17 protein-coding genes and 1 pseudogene are annotated in these 23,282 nt (G+C 74.1%); 7 read left to right on the top strand and 11 right to left on the bottom strand.

The features are described from left to right. Positions 1-214: 214 nt before the first annotated feature. Positions 215-709, top strand: a complete 495-nt coding sequence (locus HW130_RS31015) for a hypothetical protein (protein WP_256356457.1) — start codon at positions 215-217, stop codon at positions 707-709. A gap of 183 nt (positions 710-892) precedes the next feature. Here HW130_RS31015 and HW130_RS31010 read toward each other — a convergent pair whose 3' ends face one another. From HW130_RS31010 to HW130_RS30960, 10 genes and pseudogenes are all read right to left on the bottom strand, one after another. Beyond that, entirely contained in the window at positions 893-5,995 is a 5,103-nt protein-coding gene (locus HW130_RS31010) for a hypothetical protein (RefSeq protein ID WP_177153092.1), read from the bottom strand. Between the two features lie 107 nt (positions 5,996-6,102). Beyond that, positions 6,103-7,035, bottom strand: coding sequence for a hypothetical protein (locus tag HW130_RS31005; protein WP_177153091.1), 933 nt, complete (start codon positions 7,033-7,035; stop codon positions 6,103-6,105). A 304-nt stretch (positions 7,036-7,339) separates the two neighbouring features. Then, positions 7,340-8,866 carry a hypothetical protein gene (locus HW130_RS31000; RefSeq protein ID WP_177153090.1) on the bottom strand — a complete coding sequence of 509 codons (1,527 nt, stop codon included), beginning with the start codon at positions 8,864-8,866 and terminating at the stop codon, positions 7,340-7,342. A gap of 117 nt (positions 8,867-8,983) precedes the next feature. Further along, positions 8,984-9,694 carry a GntR family transcriptional regulator gene (locus HW130_RS30995; protein ID WP_177153089.1) on the bottom strand — a complete coding sequence of 237 codons (711 nt, stop codon included), beginning with the start codon at positions 9,692-9,694 and terminating at the stop codon, positions 8,984-8,986. A 342-nt stretch (positions 9,695-10,036) separates the two neighbouring features. Further along, positions 10,037-10,250, bottom strand: a pseudogene (locus HW130_RS30985) (hydantoinase/oxoprolinase N-terminal domain-containing protein); the annotation flags it as partial. Next, complete coding sequence (locus HW130_RS30980) at positions 10,247-11,158, bottom strand: SGNH/GDSL hydrolase family protein (protein ID WP_177153106.1); 912 nt, start codon at positions 11,156-11,158, stop codon at positions 10,247-10,249. The gene HW130_RS30980 and the pseudogene HW130_RS30985, both read right to left, overlap by 4 nt. A 176-nt stretch (positions 11,159-11,334) precedes the next feature. Continuing rightward, the gene (locus HW130_RS30975) at positions 11,335-12,495 is read right to left on the bottom strand and encodes a glycosyltransferase (RefSeq protein ID WP_177153088.1); all 1,161 of its coding nucleotides are present in this window, start codon (positions 12,493-12,495) and stop codon (positions 11,335-11,337) included. Continuing rightward, the gene (locus HW130_RS30970; protein WP_177153087.1) at positions 12,492-13,616 is read right to left on the bottom strand and encodes a glycosyltransferase family 1 protein; all 1,125 of its coding nucleotides are present in this window, start codon (positions 13,614-13,616) and stop codon (positions 12,492-12,494) included. Before HW130_RS30970 ends, HW130_RS30975 begins: the two co-directional genes overlap by 4 nt. Positions 13,617-13,725: 109 nt before the next feature. Beyond that, the gene (locus HW130_RS30965) at positions 13,726-15,144 is read right to left on the bottom strand and encodes a HEAT repeat domain-containing protein (protein ID WP_177153086.1); all 1,419 of its coding nucleotides are present in this window, start codon (positions 15,142-15,144) and stop codon (positions 13,726-13,728) included. Positions 15,145-15,475: 331 nt separating this feature from the next. Continuing rightward, positions 15,476-15,868, bottom strand: coding sequence for an ankyrin repeat domain-containing protein (locus HW130_RS30960; protein WP_177153085.1), 393 nt, complete (start codon positions 15,866-15,868; stop codon positions 15,476-15,478). 307 nt (positions 15,869-16,175) lie between these two features. On the opposite strand from HW130_RS30960, the gene HW130_RS30955 reads away from it, so the two are divergent. Together HW130_RS30955 and HW130_RS30950 are read left to right on the top strand one after the other, a co-directional pair. Continuing rightward, positions 16,176-16,370 (top strand): hypothetical protein, encoded by a 195-nt coding sequence (locus tag HW130_RS30955; RefSeq protein WP_177153084.1) that lies wholly within the window; start codon positions 16,176-16,178, stop codon positions 16,368-16,370. A 57-nt stretch (positions 16,371-16,427) separates the two neighbouring features. Further along, on the top strand, positions 16,428-18,023 hold the full coding sequence (locus HW130_RS30950) for a hypothetical protein (protein WP_177153083.1): 1,596 nt from the start codon (positions 16,428-16,430) through the stop codon (positions 18,021-18,023). A gap of 204 nt (positions 18,024-18,227) precedes the next feature. Here HW130_RS30950 and HW130_RS30945 read toward each other — a convergent pair whose 3' ends face one another. Then, positions 18,228-19,727 (bottom strand): PLP-dependent aminotransferase family protein, encoded by a 1,500-nt coding sequence (locus HW130_RS30945; RefSeq protein WP_177153082.1) that lies wholly within the window; start codon positions 19,725-19,727, stop codon positions 18,228-18,230. Between the two features lie 64 nt (positions 19,728-19,791). Here HW130_RS30945 and HW130_RS30940 point away from each other — a divergent pair, with 64 nt between their 5' ends. The 4 genes from HW130_RS30940 to HW130_RS30925 all read left to right on the top strand — a co-directional run bounded on the left by HW130_RS30940 (position 19,792) and on the right by HW130_RS30925 (position 23,265). Beyond that, the gene (locus tag HW130_RS30940; RefSeq protein WP_177153081.1) at positions 19,792-20,478 is read left to right on the top strand and encodes a YitT family protein; all 687 of its coding nucleotides are present in this window, start codon (positions 19,792-19,794) and stop codon (positions 20,476-20,478) included. Next, positions 20,475-21,239 (top strand): glycerophosphodiester phosphodiesterase, encoded by a 765-nt coding sequence (locus HW130_RS30935; protein WP_177153080.1) that lies wholly within the window; start codon positions 20,475-20,477, stop codon positions 21,237-21,239. Before HW130_RS30940 ends, HW130_RS30935 begins: the two co-directional genes overlap by 4 nt. Positions 21,240-21,279: 40 nt before the next feature. Next, positions 21,280-22,635: an MFS transporter gene (locus tag HW130_RS30930; RefSeq protein WP_177153079.1), complete on the top strand. Its 1,356-nt coding sequence runs from the start codon at positions 21,280-21,282 to the stop codon at positions 22,633-22,635. Between the two features lie 255 nt (positions 22,636-22,890). Beyond that, positions 22,891-23,265: an RNA polymerase-binding protein RbpA gene (locus HW130_RS30925; RefSeq protein WP_026278069.1), complete on the top strand. Its 375-nt coding sequence runs from the start codon at positions 22,891-22,893 to the stop codon at positions 23,263-23,265. Positions 23,266-23,282: the final 17 nt, after the last annotated feature.

Below are 23,282 nucleotides of genomic sequence, written 5' to 3'. Positions count from 1 at the left end.
TACGACGGGAATCTTCATGGTTTCCCGATCGTCCTTACGTACGGGGAGCCGCGGAGGTTCACAGTCGTCACGCGCCGACTCGTCGATGGGCACCGCATTCCACGGAATGCGGCGGCTGTCCGTGCAGGAGTGCGCGAGCCGGAACAGCCGGAGTAGAGCGACGGATTCCGGGCAGCCGCCCTGAAGTGGACAGAGGTGGGGAGTGACAGCATCCATGGACACGCACGAGCGCCGCGAAGAGACTCCGGGCTCCGCGCCGGAATTGTTGCGGAAGGCGGCGTCCGGGGCCTCCAGGGCGACCGCATGTGACGACGCGTATGTGCCGCGCTCGCTCTGGACCGAGGAGCCGAGCGCCAGGCGCCCCATGGCGGATCCGGTGCGTACGGCTGCGGTCCGAGCGGTGATCATCACGTCCCTCACGCTGATTCAGGCGATGGCGGCCTTCCTTCTGTCGGTGGCGGGTTCGTGGCTGGCGTTCCCGACGGTGCTCAGCAGTGTGGCGAGCACGGTGGTCGCGACCTGGTCGGTGCTGGACGTGTGGGTGACGCGGCAGGTGTGGAACCAGCGCCATGGGGTGGTGTCCGTGCCCAGCAGCACGGCCCGGCAACTGCGCCGCGAACGCCGCCGGGCGCGCCGGGCGGCGCGGGCGTCCGCGCGCGAGGCGTCGCGGATACGGAGGCCCGGCGCGGGCGGGCTGTCAGGGGCCTGACCCGCGCGGGTTCGCCTGCTGAGGGGCGGCGTCGCCGGGGTGGCAGCCCGCTTGGGCGCGCAGAGGGGCAAGGCCGTCCGAGCCGCAGGTCACGTGGCCGACGTTGCCGGGCCGCCGCCCGCGTGACCCGGCCGATCCGATGCCGAGGCCGCCCCGTCCTGGTCGGCCCGGCCGGGCGGTCGGCTACGCGTCCGGTGCCGTCGCCGTCCCTTCGGCCGCCGGGGACGGCTCGGACGCCGACTGCTCCGGGAGCGGGGCCCGCTTGAACATGCGCGTGGCCGTGATCTCGCCGTGCACCGTCTCCCCTGCGGGCTCGATCTGGGGAAGTCCGGGACGCAGGTGCTCCTCGACACGGATGTACTTCAGGCCCGCCCGCAGGTCCGCGTCGTTGCGCAGCCGGATCACCAGGGGGAACTCCGCGAGCGCCGTCGTGTCGAACAGGCCCGTCGTGTACAGCAGTTGCACACCGAGAGCGTCGGAGACGGCGCGCTGGAGCTCCAGCAGATAGGTCGCGTTGGCCCGGCCGATGGGGTTGTCGAGGAAGAGCGTGCCCGCGTGCCGGTGCCTGTCGCGCCCGCGGTCGTTGCTGCGCAGGGCCGCCATCGTGCAGTACAGCGCGATCGCCGCCGTCAGCAGCTGTCCGCCGGAGAACACGTCGCCCATCTGCCCCACCGGCACCCGCTCCGCGCGGAGCACGGCGTCCGGCTTGAGGATCTCCACCGCGACGCCCTTCGGCTCCAGGGCCGCCTGGACGCCCCGCAGCAGCAGGGACATGCCGTCCCTGCGCCCCTCGCCGTAGGCGGCGGACGCGTTCTTCTTCACCGCCGCGCGGGTCGCCTCGTCGATGACCTCGCCGAGCCGCTCCGCGAGCGTGGCCTGATCCGGCTCCTCGAAACGGATCCGCAGGAACTCCTGTCCCGACCACTCCCCGAGGCCCTCGGGCAGCCGGGACAGCCGCTGGGCCGAGCGCAGCGTCGCGAGGGCCGATTCCACCAGACCGCGCAGGCGGTCGACGATGGTGTCCCGGTTGCGCTCCAGCTGCGCCAGTTCGTCGGTCAGCACCCGCAGCCGGGGCGCGAACGCCTCGGCCCACTTCGCGGCGTGCTCGGGCAGCGCGGCCGCGGGCAGTTCGCGGATCTGCTGTCGTGCGGGGGTGCGGACCTGCTCGTAGCGCGTGGAGTTGGCGTGCCGTACGAGCACGTCGCTCGCCTCGCGTACGGCCGACTCGGCGGCCGACAGGTCGGTCGCGCAGCCGCGCAGTGAACGGCGTGCCTGGGCCGCGGTATGGCGGGACTCCTCCAGCGTGCCCGGATACGGCTCCGGGGCGTCGGCCGCCTCGTCGTCCTGGTGGTGGTCGCGGAGCAGGTCGCGCAGGAGCGCCGCCGTCTCGTCGAAGCCGCCGGCGGCGTCCTCGGCGGCTCGGTGGGCCCGGAGCAGCTCCGCGTGCCTGGTGCGGGCGGTCTCCAGCGCCTCGGTGCGCGCCGCCAGTTCGCCGTCGGCGGTGCGCAGCAGCGCCTTGGCGTGTTCGGCGTCGGCGGGGACGAGGTCGTCGGGCAGGTCGGTGTGCGCCGCGCCGTCGGCCGGGGCCAGCCGCTCCGCCTCGCCGCGGAGACGGCCGAGCTTCTCGCTCGCCTCGGACGCGCGCGACTCCAGCATCTGCACGAGCGCCTCGGCGCGGGCGGCGGCTGCCTGGCGGGACGGGCCGTCGGCGCCGTCCGTGCCTTCGAGGAGCTGGGCGGCGCGGGTGCGGACCTTGTTGGTGAGGCGGTCGAGCTCCGCGAGTGCGGCGCTCTCGTCGCTCTCGGCGCGGGCCTGTTCGGCGCGGAGATCGGCGCCGACGCCGACCTTCTCGTAGAGCTGGGACGCCGCACGGTAGGCCTCGCGGAGCGCGGGCAGCAAGGCGCGCGGGGCGTCGCCGTCGTCCTCGGGGAGGTTCTCGGGGGCTCCGGCGATCTCGGCACGCTCGGCGCGCAGGGCGCGGGCGGTGCGGCGGGCGTCGTCACCGGCGCGCTGGGCGGCGCGGCGGTCCTCGTCGGAGGCCTTGGCGCGCTCCAGGCAGGCGGCGGCGCGGGCCTCGGACTCGGCGGCCTCGTCGGCCAGTTCGCGCAGCTTGGCCTGCCAGCCCGCGCGTTCGCGCAGCCGGAACGCGAGGCCGGCGAGCGCGTCCGCGGCACGACGGGCGCGCTGCGCGGCCTCCTGCCGCTCCTCCCGCACACGCGCGGCGTCGGCGGCCGCCTCGTCGGCCTCGGCCCGTGCCGTACGGGCCTCGGCGAGGGCCTCCTGCGCCTCCACCGCCACGGCGCGGGCGGTGCGCGCGGCGTCGGCGAGCTCGGCGAGCATGCCCTGCGGGCAGTCCTCGCGCCAGGCGGCGAGCCGGGCCGCGAGGGAGCGGTCGCCCGCGAGGCGTGCGGCGAGCGCGCGGATCTCCTCGTCACGGGCGGTCGCCCTGGCCCGCAGCGCGTGCCGTTCCTCGTCGGCCGCGGCCTCGTCGTGCATGGCGGGGTTCGGCGGAACGAGGAAGACGTCCTGCTCGGTGCCGGTGCCCGTCGCGGGCACGGGAGCGAGCAGCGCGGCGGCGGTGCCGACGGCGACGGCCGAACGCGGCAGCAGTGCCGCGCCGGCGAGCGCCTCACGCGCGCGGGCGTGCGAGGCGGGATCAGTGATCACGACACCGTCGACGAGCTCGGGCCGCGCGGCCAGCACGGCGGCATGGTCGGCGGGGTCGACCGACTGGGCGAGATAGCGCCAGCCGGGCAGCGCCGGGATGCCGTGCTCACCGAGGAACTCGACGGTGGCGAGCACGTCGGGTGCGGGCGGCAGGAGCCCGCCGTCACCGAGGGCGCCGAGGATGCGGGCGTCGTCGGCGGCGGCGGTACGCAGGTCGAAGAGCTGCCGCTCGGCGGACGCGATGGACTGCTCCAGCAACTCGCGGAGTTCGTCCGCGAATCCGTCGAGCTCGACGGCGCCGAGGGGATGGTCACCGGCCCGTAGCGACGCGGTGCGCCGCCCGCCGGCGGCGCCGTCAGGAGCCCCGCCGTACGCCGCCGTGTCCCCCGTGGCCGCAGCGCCCGGAACGCCGTGTCCCGCCCGGGCCGCCTCGCCTTGGGCCCGGGCGCCGGAAGCGGCGCCGCCGTCCAAGGGGCTTACGGGTGCCCCGCCGGGGGCTCCGGCGCCTGCTTCGGCCAGGGCACCGCCGTCCCCTTCCGCGTGGCCGCCGCGCGTCCCGTCGTGCGCTGCGGTGCCCGCATCGGCCGAGGCCCTCGGTCCGCGATGCCCGGGCTCGCCCTCGGGCTGAGCGTCCTCCGGCCGAACACCGGACCCGTCGTGCGCGGCGTCACCCGGGTGCGGCACGCGGGCGGTGGCCGCCGGACCGCGGGCGTGGTCGGCGGGGATCGCGCCGGGGCCGCGCGGTGCCGGGACCGCCGGGCCGGGCAGTTGGGCCGCGGGAAGGCTCAGCAGCTCCGCCAGCCGGCCGTCCTCCGCGATGGACTCGGCCGCGCGGCGCTCCGCCTCGTAGGCGTGCTCCGCGGCCTGCGCCGCGTCCGCCGCGCGCGCGGCGGTCAGCTCGGCGCGCGACTCCGCCGCGGCGGCCTCCTTGGCGCGCTCGGCCGTGACGCGCGCCGCCTCACGTGCGGCGTCCCAGGCCGCGACCGTCGACTTCTCCGCGTCGCTCGCCGCCAGCGCGGCCCTGGCCGGGTCGGCGTCGGGTGCGGTGTCGTCGAGCCAGCCGGCCCGTACGGCTTCCGCGGTCTCCTGCTCGACCTCTGCGAGGCGCTGGCGCAGGTGGCCGATCTCGCTGCGGGCGCGCTGAGCCTCCGTCGCCGCGACCGTGGCGTCGCGATGGGCGGCCTCGCCGGCCTCCTGCAGGGCGCGGGAACGCTCCTCCTCCTCGTTCGCGACCCGTTCGCCGTCCTCGGCGGCCCTGTGCAGAGCGCGTACGAGATCTCCGGCGGCCTTGGCGCGTGCGGCCAGGGCGGGTGCCGCGTCCCGCTCGGCCTCGCGGATCGCCGCCGCGACGCGGGCGGAGCGGTCACCGGCGGCGCGGTGCCGCAGCACGGCCTCGGCCGCCTGCCAGGCCGAGTGCAGCGTGCGCGCGTCGATGAGCTCACGGCGCTGCGCGGCGGCGCCCTTCTCGGCGACGGTCAGGGCCAGGGAGGCGTGCCGGTACGCCAGTTCGGCGGCGATCAGAGAGCTGCGGCTGCGGGCCTGCTCGGCCTCGGTGACCGTGTGCGCGGCGGCCGTGACCTGCTGGGCGAGGTCGGCGGCACGGGCCCGCTCCTGCGTGGCGCGGGCGGAGAGGCGGCGCGCCAGGGTGCGGGTGCGGCGCTCGGCGCCCGCGTGGATCGCGCGTGCGCGCGTACGCGCCTCGGCGGCCTCGACGATCCGGCCGAGGAGGTCGGCCGAGCCGGCCGTGAAGTCCCGCTCCGCGGTGAGCTCGGCGCGGCGGCCGAGCTTGTTGCCGAAGCCGCTGACAAGGTCCGCGAGGCCGTCGGTGTCGCGGGTGTCGGTGACGGCTCGCAGCAGCAGATCGGTGAAGTCGGAGTCCTTCTTGACGGCGAAGAGGCCCGCGGCCTCACCCTCGTCGGCGTTCATCTCGCGCTGGTAGCGGAACAGTTCGGGGTCGAGGCCGAGCTCGCCGAGGTGTTCGTTCCAGCGGTCGTGGGTCTCCTCCCAGTACACGTCGAGGTGCGGATACGCCTTGCCTGCCTCGGTGACGGCGTCGCGGAAGCCCTTCATGGTCCGGCGCCGGCCACGGGCTCCGGAGGCTCCTTCGGCCGGCGGCCGCACGGCCGTGGACTCGGCGACGGGGAGGGAGTCGAGGCTGAGTCCGGGGCCAGGCCGGAAGGAGTACCAGGCCTCGGCGAACTTACGCGGGTCGTTGGAGACCTGGCGCCCGCGCCACTCGCTGACCTTGCCGACGACCACGAGCTCACCGGTCTGCGTGTGCTGCCACTCCAGGGCGACATGTCCGCAGTCGTCGGCGAGCAGGAACTTGCGCAGCACGCCCGAGCTCGCGCCGCCGAGGGTGTTGCGGTGGCCGGGCAGCATGACCGAGAAGATCAGCTTGAGCAGGACGGACTTGCCGCCGCCGTTCTCCAGGAAGAGCACGCCGGCGGGCGCGGGACGGCGCGGCGGGCCGACCGGCTCCTCCTCGAAGAACTCCGCCTGGGTGGGAGCGGGGTCGGGCACCGGCTCGCCGACTCCGCGCAGGTCGAGCACGGTGTCGGCGTAGCGCGCACCGGCAGGGCCGATGGAGTAGAGGCGGACCCGGGACAACTCGTACATGGCGGCGGACTCTCAGTCTTCTTCTGGCTTCGTCGAGCGGTGGCGCGTGCGGTGCGGTGGCGCGGGGAGGGCGGCTGCGCGGGGACGGTGACGCGGGGCGGGGGCGGTCACGCGTGGAACGGCAGGCCGGCGTCCGCCGCGAGCTCCAGGTCGTCGCCGTCGGGCGGCGGGACGAGCGTCGCGGTGCCGTCGCTGACGGGGACGACACCCAGCTCCAGCAGTTCGGCCATCGCCGCGCTGCCGGCCATGTCGCGCACCTGCAACTGGTAGCGGGCCGTGGTGCGGTACGCGCCTCCCGCGTCGTCGCCGGTCCGCTGGAGGAAGCCGGAGTCGGTGAGGAAGGCGACCGCCTTGCCGACGATGCCGGTGGTGGATCCGGCGAGGCGCCGGGCGTCCTTGGTGGCGCCCGTCGCGCTGCGGCGCGCGTACACCCGCCAGGCCGCCTCCAGGCCGGGGGCGTCGCTGGCGGGGTCGCTGTTCTCGCCCTGCTCCTCGGCGCGCTCCTCCAGCCTGCGGCAGGCCTGCCGGACGAAGGCGTCGACGCCGTTGACGGTGATCCGGCCGATGTAGCCGTCGTCCGCGAGGTCCTCGGGACGCGGGAAGGCCATGGCCGCGACGGCGAGGTGGGCCAGGCCGTGCAGGAAGCGGTCGGCGGAGTCGGCCGCGGCGCGGCGCGCGTAGTCGCCCATGCGGACGGCGAAGAGGGAGTCCTCTGCCGCAGTGACGGCCATGCCCGCGCGGGGTGAGACCTCGAGCACGACGAGGCCGAGGCCGGTCGCGACGGCGTCGGCGAGCCGCGCGAAGGGGGTGTCCTCGCGGTAGCGGCGGAGCAGTTCGGCGTACTCCGCGTCGCGGGCGGGGAGCAGCTTGGGCTGGAGGCCGAAGGAGACGAGCCGAGCGGCGTCGGCGGCGTCCGCGGGGGTGACGGTGCCGGGGCCGCGGGTGGGTCCGGTGGCCGTTGAGACCGGGCCGGCCGGGGGGCCGAGCGGCGCGTCGGCCTCACGCCACGGCGTGGCGTGCTCTGCGTGCGGCTCGGTCACGGTCGGTGCTCCTCTGTGCGGTGGTGGTGCGTGTGCGGGCGGGCGGCGCCTGCGGCGGGCTGTTCCCCTGCCCGGTCCTTCGCGAGCCGGGGCAGGCCCCGGACTCCGTACCGTGCTGCGCGCGGTGTCCTCGATCTCCCGGTACGGCCCGGCAGCCGTGGGAGCGACCCGCGGACGGGTTGACGGCGCGGGGTCGAATCCAGCCCGGCCGGCGTGTGAGGCGCCGGCGGTCCCCCCACACCCGCCGGGCGCGGGAGGAGGGTCCGGGGGCGGGGCCGCCGGTCGAGGGAGGGCGCGGGGTCCGTCACGTGCCCTCCGCACGGTCCGCCGCCATGCCCGCCGCGTCCAGCAGTGCGGTGCCCACTATCAGGTCCGCACCGCCGAACTCGGGGTCGTCCAGCTCCGTGCCGTCGTCGACGGCGAAGAGCAGGCGCTGTTCGCCCTGCCGGTACGCCGTGCCGACCGGCGGGCTCGCCGCGTGGACGGCCAACAGGGCGACGAGATAGGGCAGTTCCGGGTCGGTCCGCCGTGCCTCGGCGAGGAGACCGGAGAGCCGGCGGGGTGCGTCGTGCTCCAGGTCGAGCAGCTCCATGGCGCTCGCCAGCTGCTCCTCGCTGAAGCGGCTGTCGTCGGGGGTGGCGATCAGATCGGGCTCCGGCATCTCGGCACCGAGGTGCTCCCGCTCCGGCGGCGGGGTGAACAGCAGATCGATCAGGTCGCCGACGCGGACGGAGGCGGGCGTGCGCAGCCCGGTGCCGCGGGCGAAGAAGGCGTCGGTGACACGGGTCGCCGAGGCGACGGGCAGGGGGAGCAGGGGCGCCAGCAGCTGACCGTACAGGTCGAGTCCGGTCCGCGCGGTGGGGCGGGCGAAGGCCTGGCGGTCCTGCTCGGCACGGAAGAGCGGGCCGGCCTCGAGCAGCCGGGACTGCAGCTGGGTGTGACGGCGGATGCAGTCCTTGACGATGTCGACGAGCTCGGCGGCCCGCCGCTTGTGCTCCGGGTCCTCCGCCTCGTCGCGTGCCTTGCGGATGTTGGTCAGGATCGCGTTCTCGTGGCGGTAGCGGTCGGCGACGTGGTCGAGGGCCTCCGCGATCATGTCCGGCACGGTGTTGAGCCAGTCGACCGCGCGCACGTTGCGCCGGGTGGCGTCCAGGGTCCGGCGCAGAGCCTCCGAGTACTGCACGGTGCGGTACCGCGCCTGCTCGGCGGCGAGCTGGGCGTCGGCGAGGCGGCCCCTGCTGATCAGGACCTCCAGCTTCACCTCGGCCGCGATCTGTGCGCTGGTGACGTCGGTGTCGAGGGCGCCGACGAGGACGTTGACCGCCTCGTCGGTCGTGCGCAGATAGACGCTGCCGCCGTATCCGGGGACTTCCTCGACGAGCTTGAAGTCGTAGTCGCGGCGGGTGTAGACCCCGTCGGTGCCGAAGGTGCCGTACACGGCCCGGAATCCGCGGTCCACGCTGCCGACGTTGATCAGGTTCTCCAGGACCCAGCGGGCGACGCGCTCGTGCTCGGCCTGCGGGCGGTGCGGCGCCTGGGCCGCGACCCGCGGGAGGAGTCTGGCCACTATCTGGTCGTGGTCGGCTCCCGTGTCGAAGTCCATGTTGAGCGTGACGAGGTCGATCGCGGCGAGGGCGACCTCGGCCATCGCGTAGACCGTGTACTCCCCCGCCAGGTTGACCTTGCGGGCATCGAGGTCGTGCAGGGGAGCGGTGCACGCGAGCGCGCGGAGGCGCCGCGCCAGCCCTTCGTCGGCGGCCGGGCCCTGCGCGGGCCGCGGCCCCGCGCTGAGCTGGGGCGGAACGAATTCCGTCGGGGCAGGCGAAGTCACGGTGCACAGATTAGGTCCTCGCACTGACAACGGAGAAAACGGCGCAGAAGCGACCGCTCCGCGCCCCGGCCGTCCCCCTGCGCACTCCCGGCCGCCGGGGAGGGGGCCCCGGGTCCGCTACGCCCCGTCGGCGTCGGCGACGAGTCCCGCGTAGGCCTCGACGAGGCGGGTGCGCGAGTCGTCGAGGTAGTCGGCCAGCAACCGCTCGGCCCTGGTGCGTTCGCCGGCGCGCAGGGCCTGAAGGATCTCCCGGTTGCGCACGAGGTAGGGCTGGTGGAGGCCACGGGGGTCGTCCACGACGTGGAAGGCGAGGCGGAGCTCGGCGAGGACGCCGCGCATGAGTTCGTCGGTGCGGGCACTGCCTGCGAGGGCGACGAGTTCGCGGTGGAAGTGGATGTTGGCGGTCGAGACGCCCTTCCAGTCGCGTTCGCGGGCGGAGCGTTCGCCGCCGGTGACCGCCGCGTCGAGTGCCGCCAGGTCGTAGGGCGGCTCCCCCAGGCCCTGCACGACGGCGCATTCGACGAGCTGCCGGGTCCGGTAGATGTCCTCGACGTCCTGGACGGCGAGCATGCGCACGAAGACGCCGCGATTGAGTTCGTGGACGAGCAGCCGTTCATGGGTGAGCAGCCTGAAGGCCTCGCGCAGGGTGTTGCGGGAGACGCCGAGCGCCTTGCCGATGCTGTCCTCCGACAGCCGCTCGCCGGGCGGGAAGTAGCCCTCGGCGATGCGGGTGCGCAGGATGTCCGCCACCCGCTCGGCCGTGCTCGTGCGCCCCAACAGCGGGCGGTCGTCGGCCAGTCCGCCGGCCCCGGGCTCAGTCGTCCCCACAACGCCCTCTCTCTGCTTCACCGGACGGCTCACACCGGCGCACGGGATCCATCGTAGAAGCCCGGACGACTCAACGCGCCCCTTGTCGGATCGTTCAACGATTCTCTACGTTGGCGTCATCGCTCGACCCGCACAGGCACGCCTCCCGTCGGCCGCGCTCGGCGATCGCCGTGAAGAGGTTGTTGAACACCTCCAGGAGCACGGGGTCCACGTCCGTGCCGACCGCGACGCGTCCTGGCCGCGGCCGCACGCGGGTCAGCAGCAGGTGCCCGGTGTCGCGCGCCGCTGCCTGCCGGCCCGGGTCGACGACGGTGGTCGCGTCGGCCTCGGCGACGATCGCGGGCCCATCCTGACCGCGGCGACGCGGTCGGCCCGGGACGGGCTCGCCGTCGGGTGTGCCGAGCGGCAGGCGGATCCCGGCGGCGGCGGCGTCACGGTAGCGCTCGGGGTGGTGCGAGAGCAGTTTGCGGGTCACGAGCCGCCCGTCGGGGCGCTTGCCCACGATGTCGGTGAAGGTGCCACCACGGTCGATCCAGAACTCCCGGCGCCCGCTCATTCCCCCGCTCCTGCCCCGGCGGGGCGGAACGGCGGCTCCGGCGACACGGCGGCGAGAGCGGCGGACAGGGCGTGCTCGGCGGACCGGTCGAGCCGGGCGCTGGTGCCGCGGGCCCAGTGCTGCATCTCGTCGCCGGCGAGCCGCAGGAGCTGCGGGATCAGGTCGGTGCACCGGCGCGCCACCCATCCGGTGCCCGCCGTGGCGAGCCACAGCAGCGCCTCGGCGCGGGTGGGCCGCGGCCGGTCGGGTTCGGTGGAGGGGGGCGGGCCGTGGACGAGTCCGCGGGCGCAGAGCAGGTCGTGGAAGGACCGGGCGAGCATGCGGTGTCCCCGTTCGCCGGGATGCAGCCGGTCGGCGCTCCACATGGACCGGTCGGCGACCCAGGCGGGGTCCGCGGCGTGCAGATGGACGGCGCCGTAGCGGTCGGAGAGGGCGTGGACCACGGCGTTGACGGCCCGCTGCCGCCGGGCCAGAGGCCGGGCCAGGGGTACGGGCAGGGCGAACATCGCGCCGGGGTCGGGCAGGCAGGCCGTGAGCAGGACGGCGCCGCGCGCGGCGAGCGCACCGCACACCTGGTCGAGATGGCGCGTGAGCCGGCCGATGTCGAAGGTGCGCCGGAGGGTGTCGTTGACGCCGACGACGACGGACGCGATGTCCGGCCCGAAATCGAGGGCCTGCGGCACCTGGTGCTCGGCGACGTCCCGGCTGAGGGCGCCGCTGACGGCAAGGTTCCGGAAGACGGCGGGCCGCTCGACGCTCCCGACGCCGTCGGCGAGCAGCGCGGCCCATCCCCGCCACCCGCCGTCGACGGGGTCGCCGACGCCCTGGGTGAGCGAGTCGCCGAGCGCGACGAACCGCAGGGGCGGGGCGGTGGCCGTCCCCGCTCTCTGCGCTGCGCGCGGCGGCATGGCCGTCTCGTCCAGCAGGACGGCCCTGGCACGGCCGTCCCGTGGCGGGGGTACGGCGTGCCACCCGCACGGGGAGCCGTCCCCGTCCGCGCCGACCCCGGATCGGGCCACGCTCTCGGGACCGGCTTCCGCGCACAGGCACCGCACGCCGCACTCCCCGTCGAGGTCCGCGGTCGTCATGCCTGGACTCCCGGTTCCTTCGCTCCGTTCCGTACCGGCAGGGCGTCGTGGGCGGCCAGGAACGCCGTCACCGAGCTGTCCCAGTCGAAGAGTTCGGCCCGCGCCCGGGCCGCCTCGCGTCGGGTGCTCTCGGGCCGGGCGAGGACCTCCAGGACCGCGTCCGCGAAGTCCGCCGCCGTGTCCGCCGCGGCGACGCCGGCGTCGCCGATCACCTCCGGCAGCGCGGAGGACGCGCTCGCCACGACGGGCGTGCCGCAGGCCAGGGCCTCCAGCGCGGACAGCCCGAACGTTTCCGCCGGGCCGGGCGCCAGGCACACGTCCGCCGCCGCCTGGAGGTCGGCGACCGCCTCCCGGTCGGCGACGTGGCCGAGGAACCGGACCGGCAGGCGCTCGGCCTCCGCCCTGCGCACCAGCGGCGCCTTGAGGGGCCCGTCCCCGGCGACGACCAGCGCCGCCGGCACGCCCCGTTCCCGGAGTTCCGCCAGCGCGTCCAGGGCGGTGCCGGGCCGTTTTTCCACCGACAGCCGCGAGCAGAGGAGCAGCAGGACGCGCGCGCCGTCGGCGTGCCGGGCGCGCAGCACCGTGCTGCGCCGCCCGGGCCGGCACCGCCGGAGGTCGACGCCGAGCGGCGCCCGTACGACGTTGCGCGCGCCGATGCGGATGAACTCGCGTTCCGCCCACTCCGTCGTGCACACGATCTTCGAATAGGCCCAGGCGCTGCGCCGGTTGAGCCGGTCCGCCGTCCGCGCGGCGAGCGAGTCCGGCAGGCCCCAGGTGCGCAGCACACCGTCGGCGGTCTCGTGCGAGACCATCACCGACGGAATGCGGTGGCGGCGCGCCCACTCGCCGGTCCAGCGCAGGGTCGTGCGGTCGGAGACCTCGAGGCGGTCGGGTGCGAGGTCCTCGAGGAGGGCGCGCAGCCGTCGGCGCCCGGCGAGCACCCGGTAGCCGCCGGTGCCGACGAGCTCGGGGCCGGGCAGGGTGACGACGCGGCCCTGCGGGGTGTGCCGGTCGCTCTCCAGGTCTCCGGGGACGACCAGAACGGGCTCGTGCCCGGCGGCGAGGTATCCGCGGCCGAGCTGGTCGAGTGCGGTGCGCAGCCCGCCGGACGACGGTGTGACGAAGTTCGCCAGCCGTACGATGCGCAGTCCGCTCATGCCGCCACCGCCGTGCGCGCGCCGAGGACGTCGGCGTAGTGGTCCAGCAGCATGTCGCCGACCGCGGCCCAGGTGCGGCCCTCGACGGCGGCGCGCCCGGCGCGTGCGAAGCCGGCCCGCAGCCCGGGGTCGTCGGCCAGCGCCCGTACGGCGTCGCGCACCGCGTCGGTGCTGTGGGGTGCCACGAGCAGGCCGGTCCGTCCGTGGTCGACGAGGTCGAGCGGGCCGCCGGCGGCGGGCGCGACGACGGGGACGCCGCTCGCCATGGCCTCCTGCACGGTCTGGCAGAAGGTCTCGTACGGGCCGGTGTGCGCGAACACGTCGAGGGAGGCGAAGATCCGCGCGAGGTCGTCCCCGGTGCGCCGGCCGAGGAAGACGGCGCCGGGCAGCGCGCCGCGCAGCGAGGTCTCGCTCGGTCCGTCGCCGACGACGACCACCCGTACTCCCGGCAGGCCACAGGCGCCCGCGAGGAGTTCGACGTGCTTCTCGGGGGCGAGGCGGCCGACGTAGCCGACGATCAGCTCCCCGCCGGGCGCCAGTTCGCGCCGCAGGTTCTCGTCGCGCAGTTCGGGACGGAAGCGTGCCGTGTCCACGCCGCGCGGCCACAGCGCCACGCGTTCGACGCCGTGCTCCTCCAGGTCGCGCCGGGCAGCGGTGGACGGGGCGAGGGTGCGGTCGGCGGCTCCGTGAACCGCCTTGATGCGCCGCCAGGCCGTGCCCTCGCCCGCTCCGACGTAGGTACGGGCGTACCCGGCCAGGTCCGTCTGGTAGACGGCGACGGCCGGCAGGCCGAGCCGGGCCGCCGCGGCCATCCCGCGGACGCCGAGCACGAAGGGGCTCGCGAGGTGGACGATGTCGGCGCGGTGCGCGGTGATCGCCGCCGCCACCCTGCGGCTGGGGAGCGCGACCCGTACCTGCGGATAGCCGGGCAGCGGCAGGGAGGGCACCCGGACGACAGGGCACGGCGCGTGGGGGTCGGCGCTGTCGGCCCCGGCCGCGGCCGGGGCGATGACGAGCGGTTCATGACCGCGCGCGGCGAGGTGCCGGGCGGTCTGCAGGGCGCAGTGCGCCACACCATTGACGTCGGGCGGGAAGGATTCGGTGACGATGACGACACGCATACCCGTGTTGTCGTCGGGCCCGGGGTGGCTGTGCCAACGTGGATCTTTCCGGCCGGGGAACGTCCCATGAGCGTTTTGTTGCCACGCCCGGCCCGACGGCTCCGAGTCGTCACACAGCGGGCATGTCGGGCCCGATCCTGCTGCGTACGGCGGTCTGCACCTCCGCCTCCTCGGCGGGGTCGGCGGCGAGCCGGCGCAGTCGTTCGGCGACGCGTACGTCCCCGGTCTCGGCGTGGAGGGCGGCGACCTCTCTGGTGGTCTCCTCACAGTCCCACAGGCATTCGACGGCGAATCCGGTGGCGAAGGAGGGGTCGGTGGCGGCGAGCGCCCGGGCGGCACGGCCGCGGAGACGGGAGGAGGTCGTCTCGCGGTAGACGTGGCGCAGTACGGGTGCGGCGCAGGCGATGCCGAGCCGGCCCGTGCCGTCGACGAGAGTCCACAGCAGGGGCGCGTCGGGCCCGTCGGCGCGGACGGTCTCGCGCAGGGCGCCCAGCACGAGGGGTGCGTCCTTCGCGGCGCCACGGCAGGCGAGGACTCCGGCGGCGGACGCGCCGAGGGCGTCGGGCCGGTGGACCCAGCCCCGGGCCCGGTCCACGGCCTCGTCGCCGCACATTCGCTCGAACGCGGAGATCGCCGCTTCGGCGACGGTGGCCGATCCGTTCGCGACGGCCGCCTCGATCAGGTCCAGGACGATGGGGTCCCGGGACTCGGCGAGGTAGTGCAGGGCGGCACAGCGGGCTCCGTCGGATCCGTCGTGCGCGGCGCGGACGATCTCGGGGCGGTCCTCGGGTCCCGCGACGGCGGACAGGCAGCGGGCGGCGGGCACGTGCAGCGCACTGCCGCGCGTCAGTCCCTGGTCGGCCCATTCCAGGACGGCCTGGACGCTCCAGCCGGGGCGGGGGCCGGAGGGACGCATCTGGCGCTGCCAGCGGTCGAAGGAGCCCGCTTCCTGCGCGGCGCGCACCCGGCCGCCGACGAACTCGCGCCGGTCCTCCGCCCACAGCCGCCACGGCCGCGGTTCGAAGGCGTCGCGGACGGCGACGGCCAGGTCGGCGTCACCCTCGGGGGTGGCGGGAAAGCGGGCGAGGATCGGGGCCGCGAGGGAGCGCAGGCCCGCGTCGTCGTCGCGCAGGGCGAGTTCGTCGAGGGCCCAGGCCCAGTTGGCGCCCTGCGCGGCGTACCGGCGCAGCAGGGCGAGGGCGTCGCCCCGGCCGTAGGAGGCGAGGTGCCCGAGCACGGCGAGCGCGAGGCCGGTCCTGGTCTCGTCGGCGTCGAGGTGGTCGTCGGCGTCGCACAGGTGCCGCTCGATCTCCTCGAGGCTGCCGTGGAGGTCGAGGTACAGGCGGGCGTAGTAGAGGGAGCGGTTCTCGACCTGCCAGTCGTGGCGGGGGTCGTTGAGGACGCAGTGGTTGAGCGCCGCGAGCGCTTCGGCCCGTGGCGCGGCGAGCGCGTGCAGTGTGCCGTCGCCGCGGCCCCTCTGCAGCAGGCCGAGCAGGGTGCCGCTCGGCGCTATGACTGGATCGAACATGGGGAATGCCTCACATCAAGCTGTCGACGCAACCGGTGACTGGAATGCCTAGGCCGCGCAGCAGCATGTCGGGCCGCCCGTCGTCATACGCGTCTTCTGCTTGGTGGTGAGCATGTTCCTCTGCCTCTCTTCGGTGGCCCCAGGGGAATTCCCGGATGATGAGCTCCGGGACAGGGCTGACGTCATGATGACCCACGCATTTCGCCACCGCGACCACATTTACGGCTCCCCCACGACCTGGCGGCCGCCCTGGAGGCCCACCCCCGCAGATGGTCCCGTCATGACTGGTCGGAGCGCGTGCGGCGCCGACCGGAACGTGCGCGACGGCCGCTCAGCGGCCGTCGAACAGCTCGAGAAGATCCGTCTTCCCGAACATCCGCGCGGTATCCACGGCGGAGGGGGTTCCGGCCTGCGGATCGGCGCCGCCGGAGAGCAGTGCGCGGATGACGGCGTCCTCGCCCTTGAAGACCGCGCCGGCGAGAGGCGTCTGGCCGCGGTCGTTGGCCCGGTCCGGTTCCGCGCCCCGGGCGAGGAGCGCCTCGACCGTGGCGGCGTGCCCGTGATAGGCGGCGAGCATGACGAGGGTGTCGCCCTTGTCGTTGGTCAGGTCGGCCGGGACGCCGGCGTCGAGATACGCGGCGAGCGTCTCGGTCTCCCCCCGGCGCGCCAGGTCGAAGACCTTGGTCGCGAGTTCGATCACCTCGGAGTCCGGGACTTCGCTCATCGGACGGACCGCCTTTCACCACGTTGACCTGGCCCGCACGGCAGGAGCATCCGTACGAGTGAATCGACAGGGTACTGCCAGGCGGTCCGGCACGAGGGCGCTGACGAGGGCGAACGGGTCCCCGGCGCAAGGCCGCGGGAGGCACCGCGCCACTGCGCCGTGCCGTGTGCGCGCCGATCAACGAACGCGTGTGGTCCAGTGCAGTGAATCCTGCCCTATTTCACCCATTTGCAGCTTTTATCGTATAGACACTTTCTGTAAGCATGGAAGAACTCATGGTGAATGTCCCCTCACCCAGGAGAACCTCATGATCCTGTCCATCTCAGGCGTCGTGCTGCTCGGCATCATCGTCTTCCTCTTCTTCAGGAAAGACGGGCTCAAGGCGTCTCACGCATTCGTCTCCGTGCTCTTCGGTTTCTTCCTCGCGGGCACCGCGATCGCTCCGAGCATCACGGCGGGCACCACGAGCCTCGCCGGGCTGCTGGGCGGGATCAAGTTCTGACGCCCCGAACGACCGGCGAGCACCTTCAGGAGACACGAGCACCTTCAGGAGACAGATGTGGCCCGGCGACCACTCCCCCGCATTCTGACCAGCGGCAGCGCACAGATCGCCCGAAGCCGTGAGATCGCGCGCACGGCCGCCGACGGCGCCACCGATGTCCTCCATCCGCTGATCACGGTCACCCGGGGTCTGCGGAAGCTGGCCGCCATGGCCCGGAGCAAGTGGGCCGCCACTCCCAAGGAACGGCGTGGCCCCACCCTGTTCTTCGTGGCGGCCTGCGTCCTGGCCGTCGCGGTCGTCCCGTACGGGCTGCTGGTCGCCCTCATCACGGTGATGGCCGCGGCCGCCTGGGCTGGCAGGGTCGGGGAACCGGTCAGGACCGGCCCCGACGAAACCGAGATCGCCCGGCTCAAGGCCCTGTACGAGGCCCTCGTGCCGTACTTCTCGGCTCCCGAGGACCCCGCTCCGCTCTTCACCCACGGCGGGGAGTGGGACAAGGTCTTCAGCAGGTACGAGTTCGACGAGAGCGGCCGCCTCACCCGGCTGCGCGTGACGTACCCGGCGTACTTCACCGACTCCGAGGCCGACTCCCGGGCCCGGATCGAGCACCTGCTCCACACCAAGTCCGGCCGCGGCCGCGAGTACCGCTTCGTCTGGGACGAGGAGGCCAACCAGCTCGACATGAGCGTGCTGCCCGCCCTGTCCACCTCCGTCGCCGCGCAGCGTTTCGTCACCGGCCCCGGCGAGACCGTGCTCGGCTTCACGGACGCCGACTCCGTCCAGCGCATGCTTCCGGTCACCCGCGGCGAGACCACACAGCAGGCGCCGCCGGTCATCTGGCGCACCGGGCCGCGCTCCACCGAACCCCACCTGCTGGTGGTCGGCGAGCCCGGCAGCGGCACCACCACACTGCTGCGCTCCATCGCCCTGCAGGCCCTCCAGCACGGCGACGTCCTGATCGTCGAGGGCGGCGGCACCGGCGAGTACGCCTGCCTCACCGGCCGCCCGGGCGTCCTCGCGGTCGAGTGCGACCTCGCCGGAGCGCTGGCCGGCCTCGAATGGGCCGCGCACGAGACCGAGCGGCGCCTGATCGTCGCGAACCGCGCACGGCAGGCGGGCAGGCCGGCACCCGACGACGCGAAGCGGCCGCTGTGGATCCTGCTCGACCGGCCGAGCGTCCTCGGCCACCTCGCCGCGGCCGACGGCCACATGGACCCGCAGGAGCTGCTGCAGGCGCCGCTGCGGCACGGCCGGGCGGTGCACGTCACGGTCGTGGTGGCCGAGCAGTTCGACAGCGCCGACGCCCTGACCGAGACCGTGCGGACGCATACGCGCGCCCGTGTCGCGCTCGGCCCGGCGGACTTCGACCAGGTCAAGGCGGTGCTGGGCACGGTTCCCCGCACGACGCCGGCCGCGGACGTCCCGCCCGGGCGCGGCTATGCGCGGCTGAGCACGGGCCCGGTGCTCAGGCTCCAGGTCCCGGCGACGCCGGACCCGTTCGACGACGCGACGAGCGAGGCGCACCGGCAGGCGGTGCTCGATCTGCTGCCGCCGCGTCCGGACGAGCCGACGCAGGCGCCGGAGGCCGAGCCCGGTGCGAGGCCGGCGGCCTTCCCCGCACCGGCGGCCACCGCGGTTCCCGCCGAAGGCTGAGGCCACCACCCCGGCCGGGCCCGCGCGTCCCACGCGGTCCCGGCCGCAGCGCGTCCCGGGCCTTGCGCCCCTGACCACCCGTCCGTGCCCGACCGACCCGCACCACCCGGCGACCGACCGCCCGGCAGCGCACCTCCCGGCCGGCGGCCACGCCCCGCTCACACAGGGCACCTCACCCGAAGCGCACCCGGCCCCGGCCGGCGGTCACGCCACGAACGTGCGCGGGGCCTCCGTGCCGGTGGTCGCGCCCGTGCGTACCAGCCGCGCCGCCGCCGCGAGCCGCGTGGCGGCCTCCTCCGCCACCGGCCCGCCGACCGTGAACGGCAGCCGTACGTACCCCTCGAACGCCCCGTCGACCCCGAAACGAGGGCCGGACGGCACCCGGATACCGACCCGCTCGCCGACCTCCGCGAGCCGGGAGCCGGAGAGGCCACCTGTGCGGACCCACAGCGTCAGACCGCCGGAGGGCACATCGAACTCCCAGTCGGGAAGCTCCCTGCGCACCGCCGCGACGAGCGCGTCGCGGTTGTCGCGGGCCTGTTCGCGGCGGATGGACACGGCACTGTCCCAACCGGCGGTGCGCATCAGCCAGTTGACGCCGAGCTGCTCAAGCACGGGCGTGCCGAGGTCGGCGTACGCGCGGGCGGCTACAAGTGAGCGGATGACGTCGGGAGCCGCGCGCACCCAGCCGATCCGCATGCCGGCCCAGAACGCCTTGCTCGCCGAGCCGACGGTCAGCACGGTGGAACCGGCCGGGTCGAAGGCGCAGACGGGACGGGGCATCTCGACGTCCGGGTCGAGGTACAGCTCGGACATGGTCTCATCGACGACCAGGACGGTGCCCGCCGAGCGGGCCGCCTCCACCAGCGAACGGCGCTGGTCCTCGTCGGCGAGCGCGCCCGTCGGGTTGTGGAAGTCGGCGACGACGTAGGCGAGCCGGGGCGCCGCGTCGCGCAGCACCTGGCGCCAGCGCGCCATGTCCCATCCGGCCAGCCCCTCGGCCATCGCCACCGGCACGAGCCGGGCCCCGGCCTCGCGCATCAGCTGGAGGATGTTGGCGTAGGAAGGGGACTCGACGGCGATGCGCTCACCGCGGCCGGCGAAGAGGTGGCAGATGGCGTCCATCGCGCCCATCGCACCGGTGGTGACCATGATCTGCTCGGGCATGGTCGGGATGCCACGCTCGGTGTAGCGCTCGGCGAGCATCTGACGCAGCGTGGGCAGGCCCGCCGGGTAGTCGCCGTGGGTGTGGGCGTACGGCGGCAGTTCCTCGAGGGCTCCCTGGACGGCCCTGGTCAGCCATGGCTCGGGGGCCGGCAGGGACGCGCAGCCGAGGTCGATCATGGAACCGAGCGACTCGGGCGGCAGCGGTTCGAGGCCGCGGGCGGGCAGCGGGTTGCCCGCGGGAACGGCGGTCCAGCTGCCCGCCCCCCTGCGGGACTCCAGGAACCCCTCGGCCCGCAGGGCCTCGTAGGCCGCGGCGACGGTGGTGCGGCTGACGGAGAGCGAGAGGGCCAGCTCCCGTTCGGCGGGCAGGCGCGCGGCGACGGGCACCCTTCCCTCGAGGACGAGGAGCCGGATGCCGTCGGCGAGCGCGCGGTAGGCGGGCGGCTTGCGGGTGCCGGGGCCGGCGGGGCGCGGTTGCTGGGAGGTGAGCTGCCGGGCGAGCTGCGCCGCCCCCACCGCTGAGGTCCACTGAGACATGGAAGTCAGTCCACCTTCCTCGAATTGGCCATGGTTGAGCATTCTTCCGTAGCCACAGAGTGTCATGCGTCGGTCCACTACCACCACACAGGGGGACGCCACCGTGTCCGGACATCTCACCCGCAGGCTGCTCCAGCTGTACGTAGGTCTGGCGTTGTACGGGGTGAGTTCCGCACTCCTGGTGCGCGCCGGGCTCGGGCTCGAACCGTGGGGGGTGCTGCATCAGGGCCTGTCGGAGCTGACCGGAATCTCGATCGGCGTGGTCTCGATCATCGTCGGCGCCGCGGTGCTGCTGCTGTGGATCCCGATCCGGCAGCGGCCGGGGCTCGGCACGGTGTCCAACGTGTTCGTCATCGGGATCGCCATGGACGCGACACTTGCGGTCGTGCCCGATGTCCACGGGCTCGTGGCGCAGATCCCGCTGCTTCTCACGGGTGTCGTACTCAACGGTGTGGCCACCGGCCTGTACATCGCGGCCCGCTTCGGCCCCGGTCCGCGCGACGGCCTGATGACGGGTCTGCACCGCCTCACGGGCCGGTCGATCCGCCTGGTCCGCACGGCGCTGGAGGTCGCGGTCGTCGCCACCGGGTTCCTGCTCGGCGGATCGGTGGGCGTCGGCACGGTGGTGTACGCGCTGGCGATCGGGCCGCTGGCGCAGTTGTTCCTGCGGCTCTTCGCCATCCCGGGGGCGAACGAAGGCAGTACCGTGGTCGCCGGCTCGACACCGAGTCAGGCCATACTGCGGCGGTGAATCCGACACGCCACCCTTACCTGGACCATCCGGCGACGCTCGCCTTCGCCCATCGCGGAGGCGCCGCCGACGGCATCGAGAACACCACGGCCGCCTTCCGCCGGGCCGCCGACGCCGGATACCGCTACTTCGAGACCGATGTGCACACGACGGCCGACGGACGCCTGGTCGCGTTCCACGACGCGACGCTGGACCGGGTCACCGACTCGCGCGGACGCATAGCCGAGCTGCCCTGGAGCGAGGTGAGCCGGGCCCGGGTGGCGGGCCGGGAACCGCTTCCGCTGTTCGAGGAGTTGCTGGAGGAGTTCCCCACCGCCCGCTGGAACGTGGACCTCAAGGCGGAGTCCGCGCTCGAGCCGCTGGTGGACCTGATCCGCAGGACGGACGCCTGGGACCGGGTGTGCGTCGGTTCGTTCTCGGAGGGCAGGGTGGCGCGGGCGGTGCGCCGGGCCGGTCCGCGCCTCGCCACGTCGTACGGCGTCAGGGGCGTGCTGGGCCTGCGGCTCGCGTCCGTGGGCATACCGGCCGCGGTGCGCAGCGGCGCGGTGTGCGCCCAGGTTCCGGAGACCCAGGGCGGTATCCGGGTGGTGGACCGCCGCTTCGTGCGCGAGGCGCACGCGCGGGGACTGCAGGTCCATGTCTGGACGGTCAACGACGCCGACCGGATGGCCGCGCTCCTGGACCTTGGCGTGGATGGCATCATGACCGATCATCTGGAGACGTTGCGCACCGTACTGACCGACCGTGGGGTGTGGGTCTGACCCGGAGCGCGTCCGGGACAGCAGGAGCGAGGGGGCGCGGATGACGGCCGGCACCGCCGACCGCACGGACGGCGCGGACAGCGCCCGCGAGCGAAGACGCGAGCAACGGGGCTGGTATTTCTACGACTTCGCGTGCTCGGTGTACTCGACGAGCGTGCTCACGGTGTTCCTCGGGCCGTATCTGACATCGGTCGCCAAGGCCGCCGCCGACGCCGACGGTTTCGTCCGTCCGCTGGGAATCGCGGTGCGGGCCGGTTCCGTCTTCCCCTACGCGGTGTCGGCGTCGGTGGTCCTCGCGGTGCTGGTGATGCCGTTCGCGGGCGCGGCGGCGGACCGCAGCGGCCGCAAGAAGCCTCTCCTCGCCGTCTCCGCGTATCTCGGCGCCGCCGCGACGACGGGCATGTTCCTCCTGGACGGCGACCGGTACCTGCTCGGCGCCTTCCTGCTGATCGTGGCGAACGCCTCGCTCGCGGTGTCGATGGTCCTCTACAACGCCTACCTGCCGCAGATCGCCGAGCCGCACGAACGCGACGCGGTCTCCTCGCGGGGCTGGGCCTTCGGCTACACCTCGGGCGCGCTGGTGCTGGTGCTCGACCTCGTCGTCTACTCCGGCCACGAGTCCTTCGGGCTGTCCGAGGGCGACGCGGTGCGGATCTGCCTGGCCTCCGCCGGTCTGTGGTGGGGCGCCTTCACGCTCGTCCCGCTGCGCCGGCTGCGGGACCGCCGCGCCACCGCCGACGGGGAGGGCGCGGTCGGCTCCGGCTGGCGTCAGTTGCTGGCCACGCTGAAGGACATGCGCCGCCATCCGCTGACGCTGTCCTTCCTGCTCGCGTACCTCGTCTACAACGACGGCGTGCAGACCGTGATCTCGCAGGCCTCGGTCTACGGCTCCGAAGAGCTGGGCCTGGACCAGACGACGCTCATCACGGCGGTGCTCCTCGTCCAGGTCCTGGCGGTCGCGGGCGCGCTGGGCATGGGCCGGCTGGCGCGGACGCACGGCGCGAAGCGCACTGTGCTCGCCTCACTCGCGGTGTGGACCCTCATCCTCGCCGCGGGCTATTTCCTGCCGGCGGGCGCGCCGGTGTGGTTCTACTGCCTCGCGGCGGCGATCGGGCTGGTGCTGGGCGGCAGCCAGGCCCTGTCGCGTTCGCTGTTCTCCCACCTGGTGCCGCGGGGCAAGGAGGCGGAGTACTTCTCCGCGTACGAGATGAGCGACCGCGGGCTGAGCTGGCTGGGCCCGCTGGTGTTCGGTCTCGCGTATCAGCTGACCGGCAGCTACCGGGATGCCATCATCTCCTTGGTGATCTTCTTCGTCCTCGGGTTCGTACTGCTCGCGCGGGTGCCGGTGCGGCGTGCGGTGGCCGCCGCGGGCAACCCCGTTCCGGACCGGATTTAGACGCGGCGATGAAAGGCCGGTAGTGTACGCCTTTGGCCCGCCAGGCGGACCGTTACTGCGTGCTCAAGTGACAAAGACGCTGGGTGACATCTGATGCCAGATGTGACAAACCGGGCACTGGTGGGTAGAACAAGGGGCGGCACGACGGGCGACGCATGACCCGCAACGGGAATCTTTACCGCCGACCGGACGTTGACCGGATGACGACGACAGCGACACCTGTCCTGTGGGCGACAAGCCCGGGAGGCACGATTCATGAGTGAGCGAGCTCTTCGCGGCACGCGCCTCGTGGTGACCAGCTACGAGACCGACCGCGGCATCGATCTGGCCCCGCGCCAGGCGGTGGAGTACGCATGCGAGAAGGGGCATCGTTTCGAGATGCCGTTCTCGGTCGAGGCGGAGATTCCGCCGGAGTGGGAGTGCAAGGTCTGCGGAAGCCAGGCGCTCCTTGTTGACGGGGACGGCCCCGAGGAGAAGAAGGGCAAGCCGGCGCGTACGCACTGGGACATGCTCATGGAGCGGCGCACCCGCGAGGAGCTCGAGGAAGTGCTGGCCGAGCGGCTGGCGGTCCTGCGCTCCGGCGCCATGAACATCGCCGTGCACCCGCGCGACAGCCGCAAGTCCGCGTAAGCGCGCCGAAGCGCGCG

The organism is Streptomyces sp. PKU-EA00015 (genome assembly GCF_013387495.1).
In the GTDB taxonomy this organism is placed as follows: domain Bacteria; phylum Actinomycetota; class Actinomycetes; order Streptomycetales; family Streptomycetaceae; genus Streptomyces.
Note: the sequence above shows the minus strand (reverse complement) of the source record. Positions and strands in the feature narration are given on the sequence as shown.

Bases quoted from the DNA above. Each gene is read 5' to 3' on its own strand.
- HW130_RS30925 (WP_026278069.1), top strand. From the start codon at position 22,891: ATGAGTGAGCGAGCTCTTCGCGGCACGCGCCTCGTGGTGACCAGCTAC.
- HW130_RS30965 (WP_177153086.1), bottom strand. From the start codon at position 15,144: ATGTTCGATCCAGTCATAGCGCCGAGCGGCACCCTGCTCGGCCTGCTG.
- HW130_RS30940 (WP_177153081.1), top strand. From the start codon at position 19,792: ATGCGTCGGTCCACTACCACCACACAGGGGGACGCCACCGTGTCCGGA.
- HW130_RS30955 (WP_177153084.1), top strand. From the start codon at position 16,176: ATGATCCTGTCCATCTCAGGCGTCGTGCTGCTCGGCATCATCGTCTTC.
- HW130_RS30975 (WP_177153088.1), bottom strand. From the start codon at position 12,495: ATGAGCGGACTGCGCATCGTACGGCTGGCGAACTTCGTCACACCGTCG.
- HW130_RS30960 (WP_177153085.1), bottom strand. From the start codon at position 15,868: ATGAGCGAAGTCCCGGACTCCGAGGTGATCGAACTCGCGACCAAGGTC.
- HW130_RS30930 (WP_177153079.1), top strand. From the start codon at position 21,280: ATGACGGCCGGCACCGCCGACCGCACGGACGGCGCGGACAGCGCCCGC.
- HW130_RS31015 (WP_256356457.1), top strand. From the start codon at position 215: ATGGACACGCACGAGCGCCGCGAAGAGACTCCGGGCTCCGCGCCGGAA.
- HW130_RS30945 (WP_177153082.1), bottom strand. From the start codon at position 19,727: ATGTCTCAGTGGACCTCAGCGGTGGGGGCGGCGCAGCTCGCCCGGCAG.
- HW130_RS30980 (WP_177153106.1), bottom strand. From the start codon at position 11,158: ATGCCGCCGCGCGCAGCGCAGAGAGCGGGGACGGCCACCGCCCCGCCC.
- HW130_RS30970 (WP_177153087.1), bottom strand. From the start codon at position 13,616: ATGCGTGTCGTCATCGTCACCGAATCCTTCCCGCCCGACGTCAATGGT.
- HW130_RS31010 (WP_177153092.1), bottom strand. From the start codon at position 5,995: ATGTACGAGTTGTCCCGGGTCCGCCTCTACTCCATCGGCCCTGCCGGT.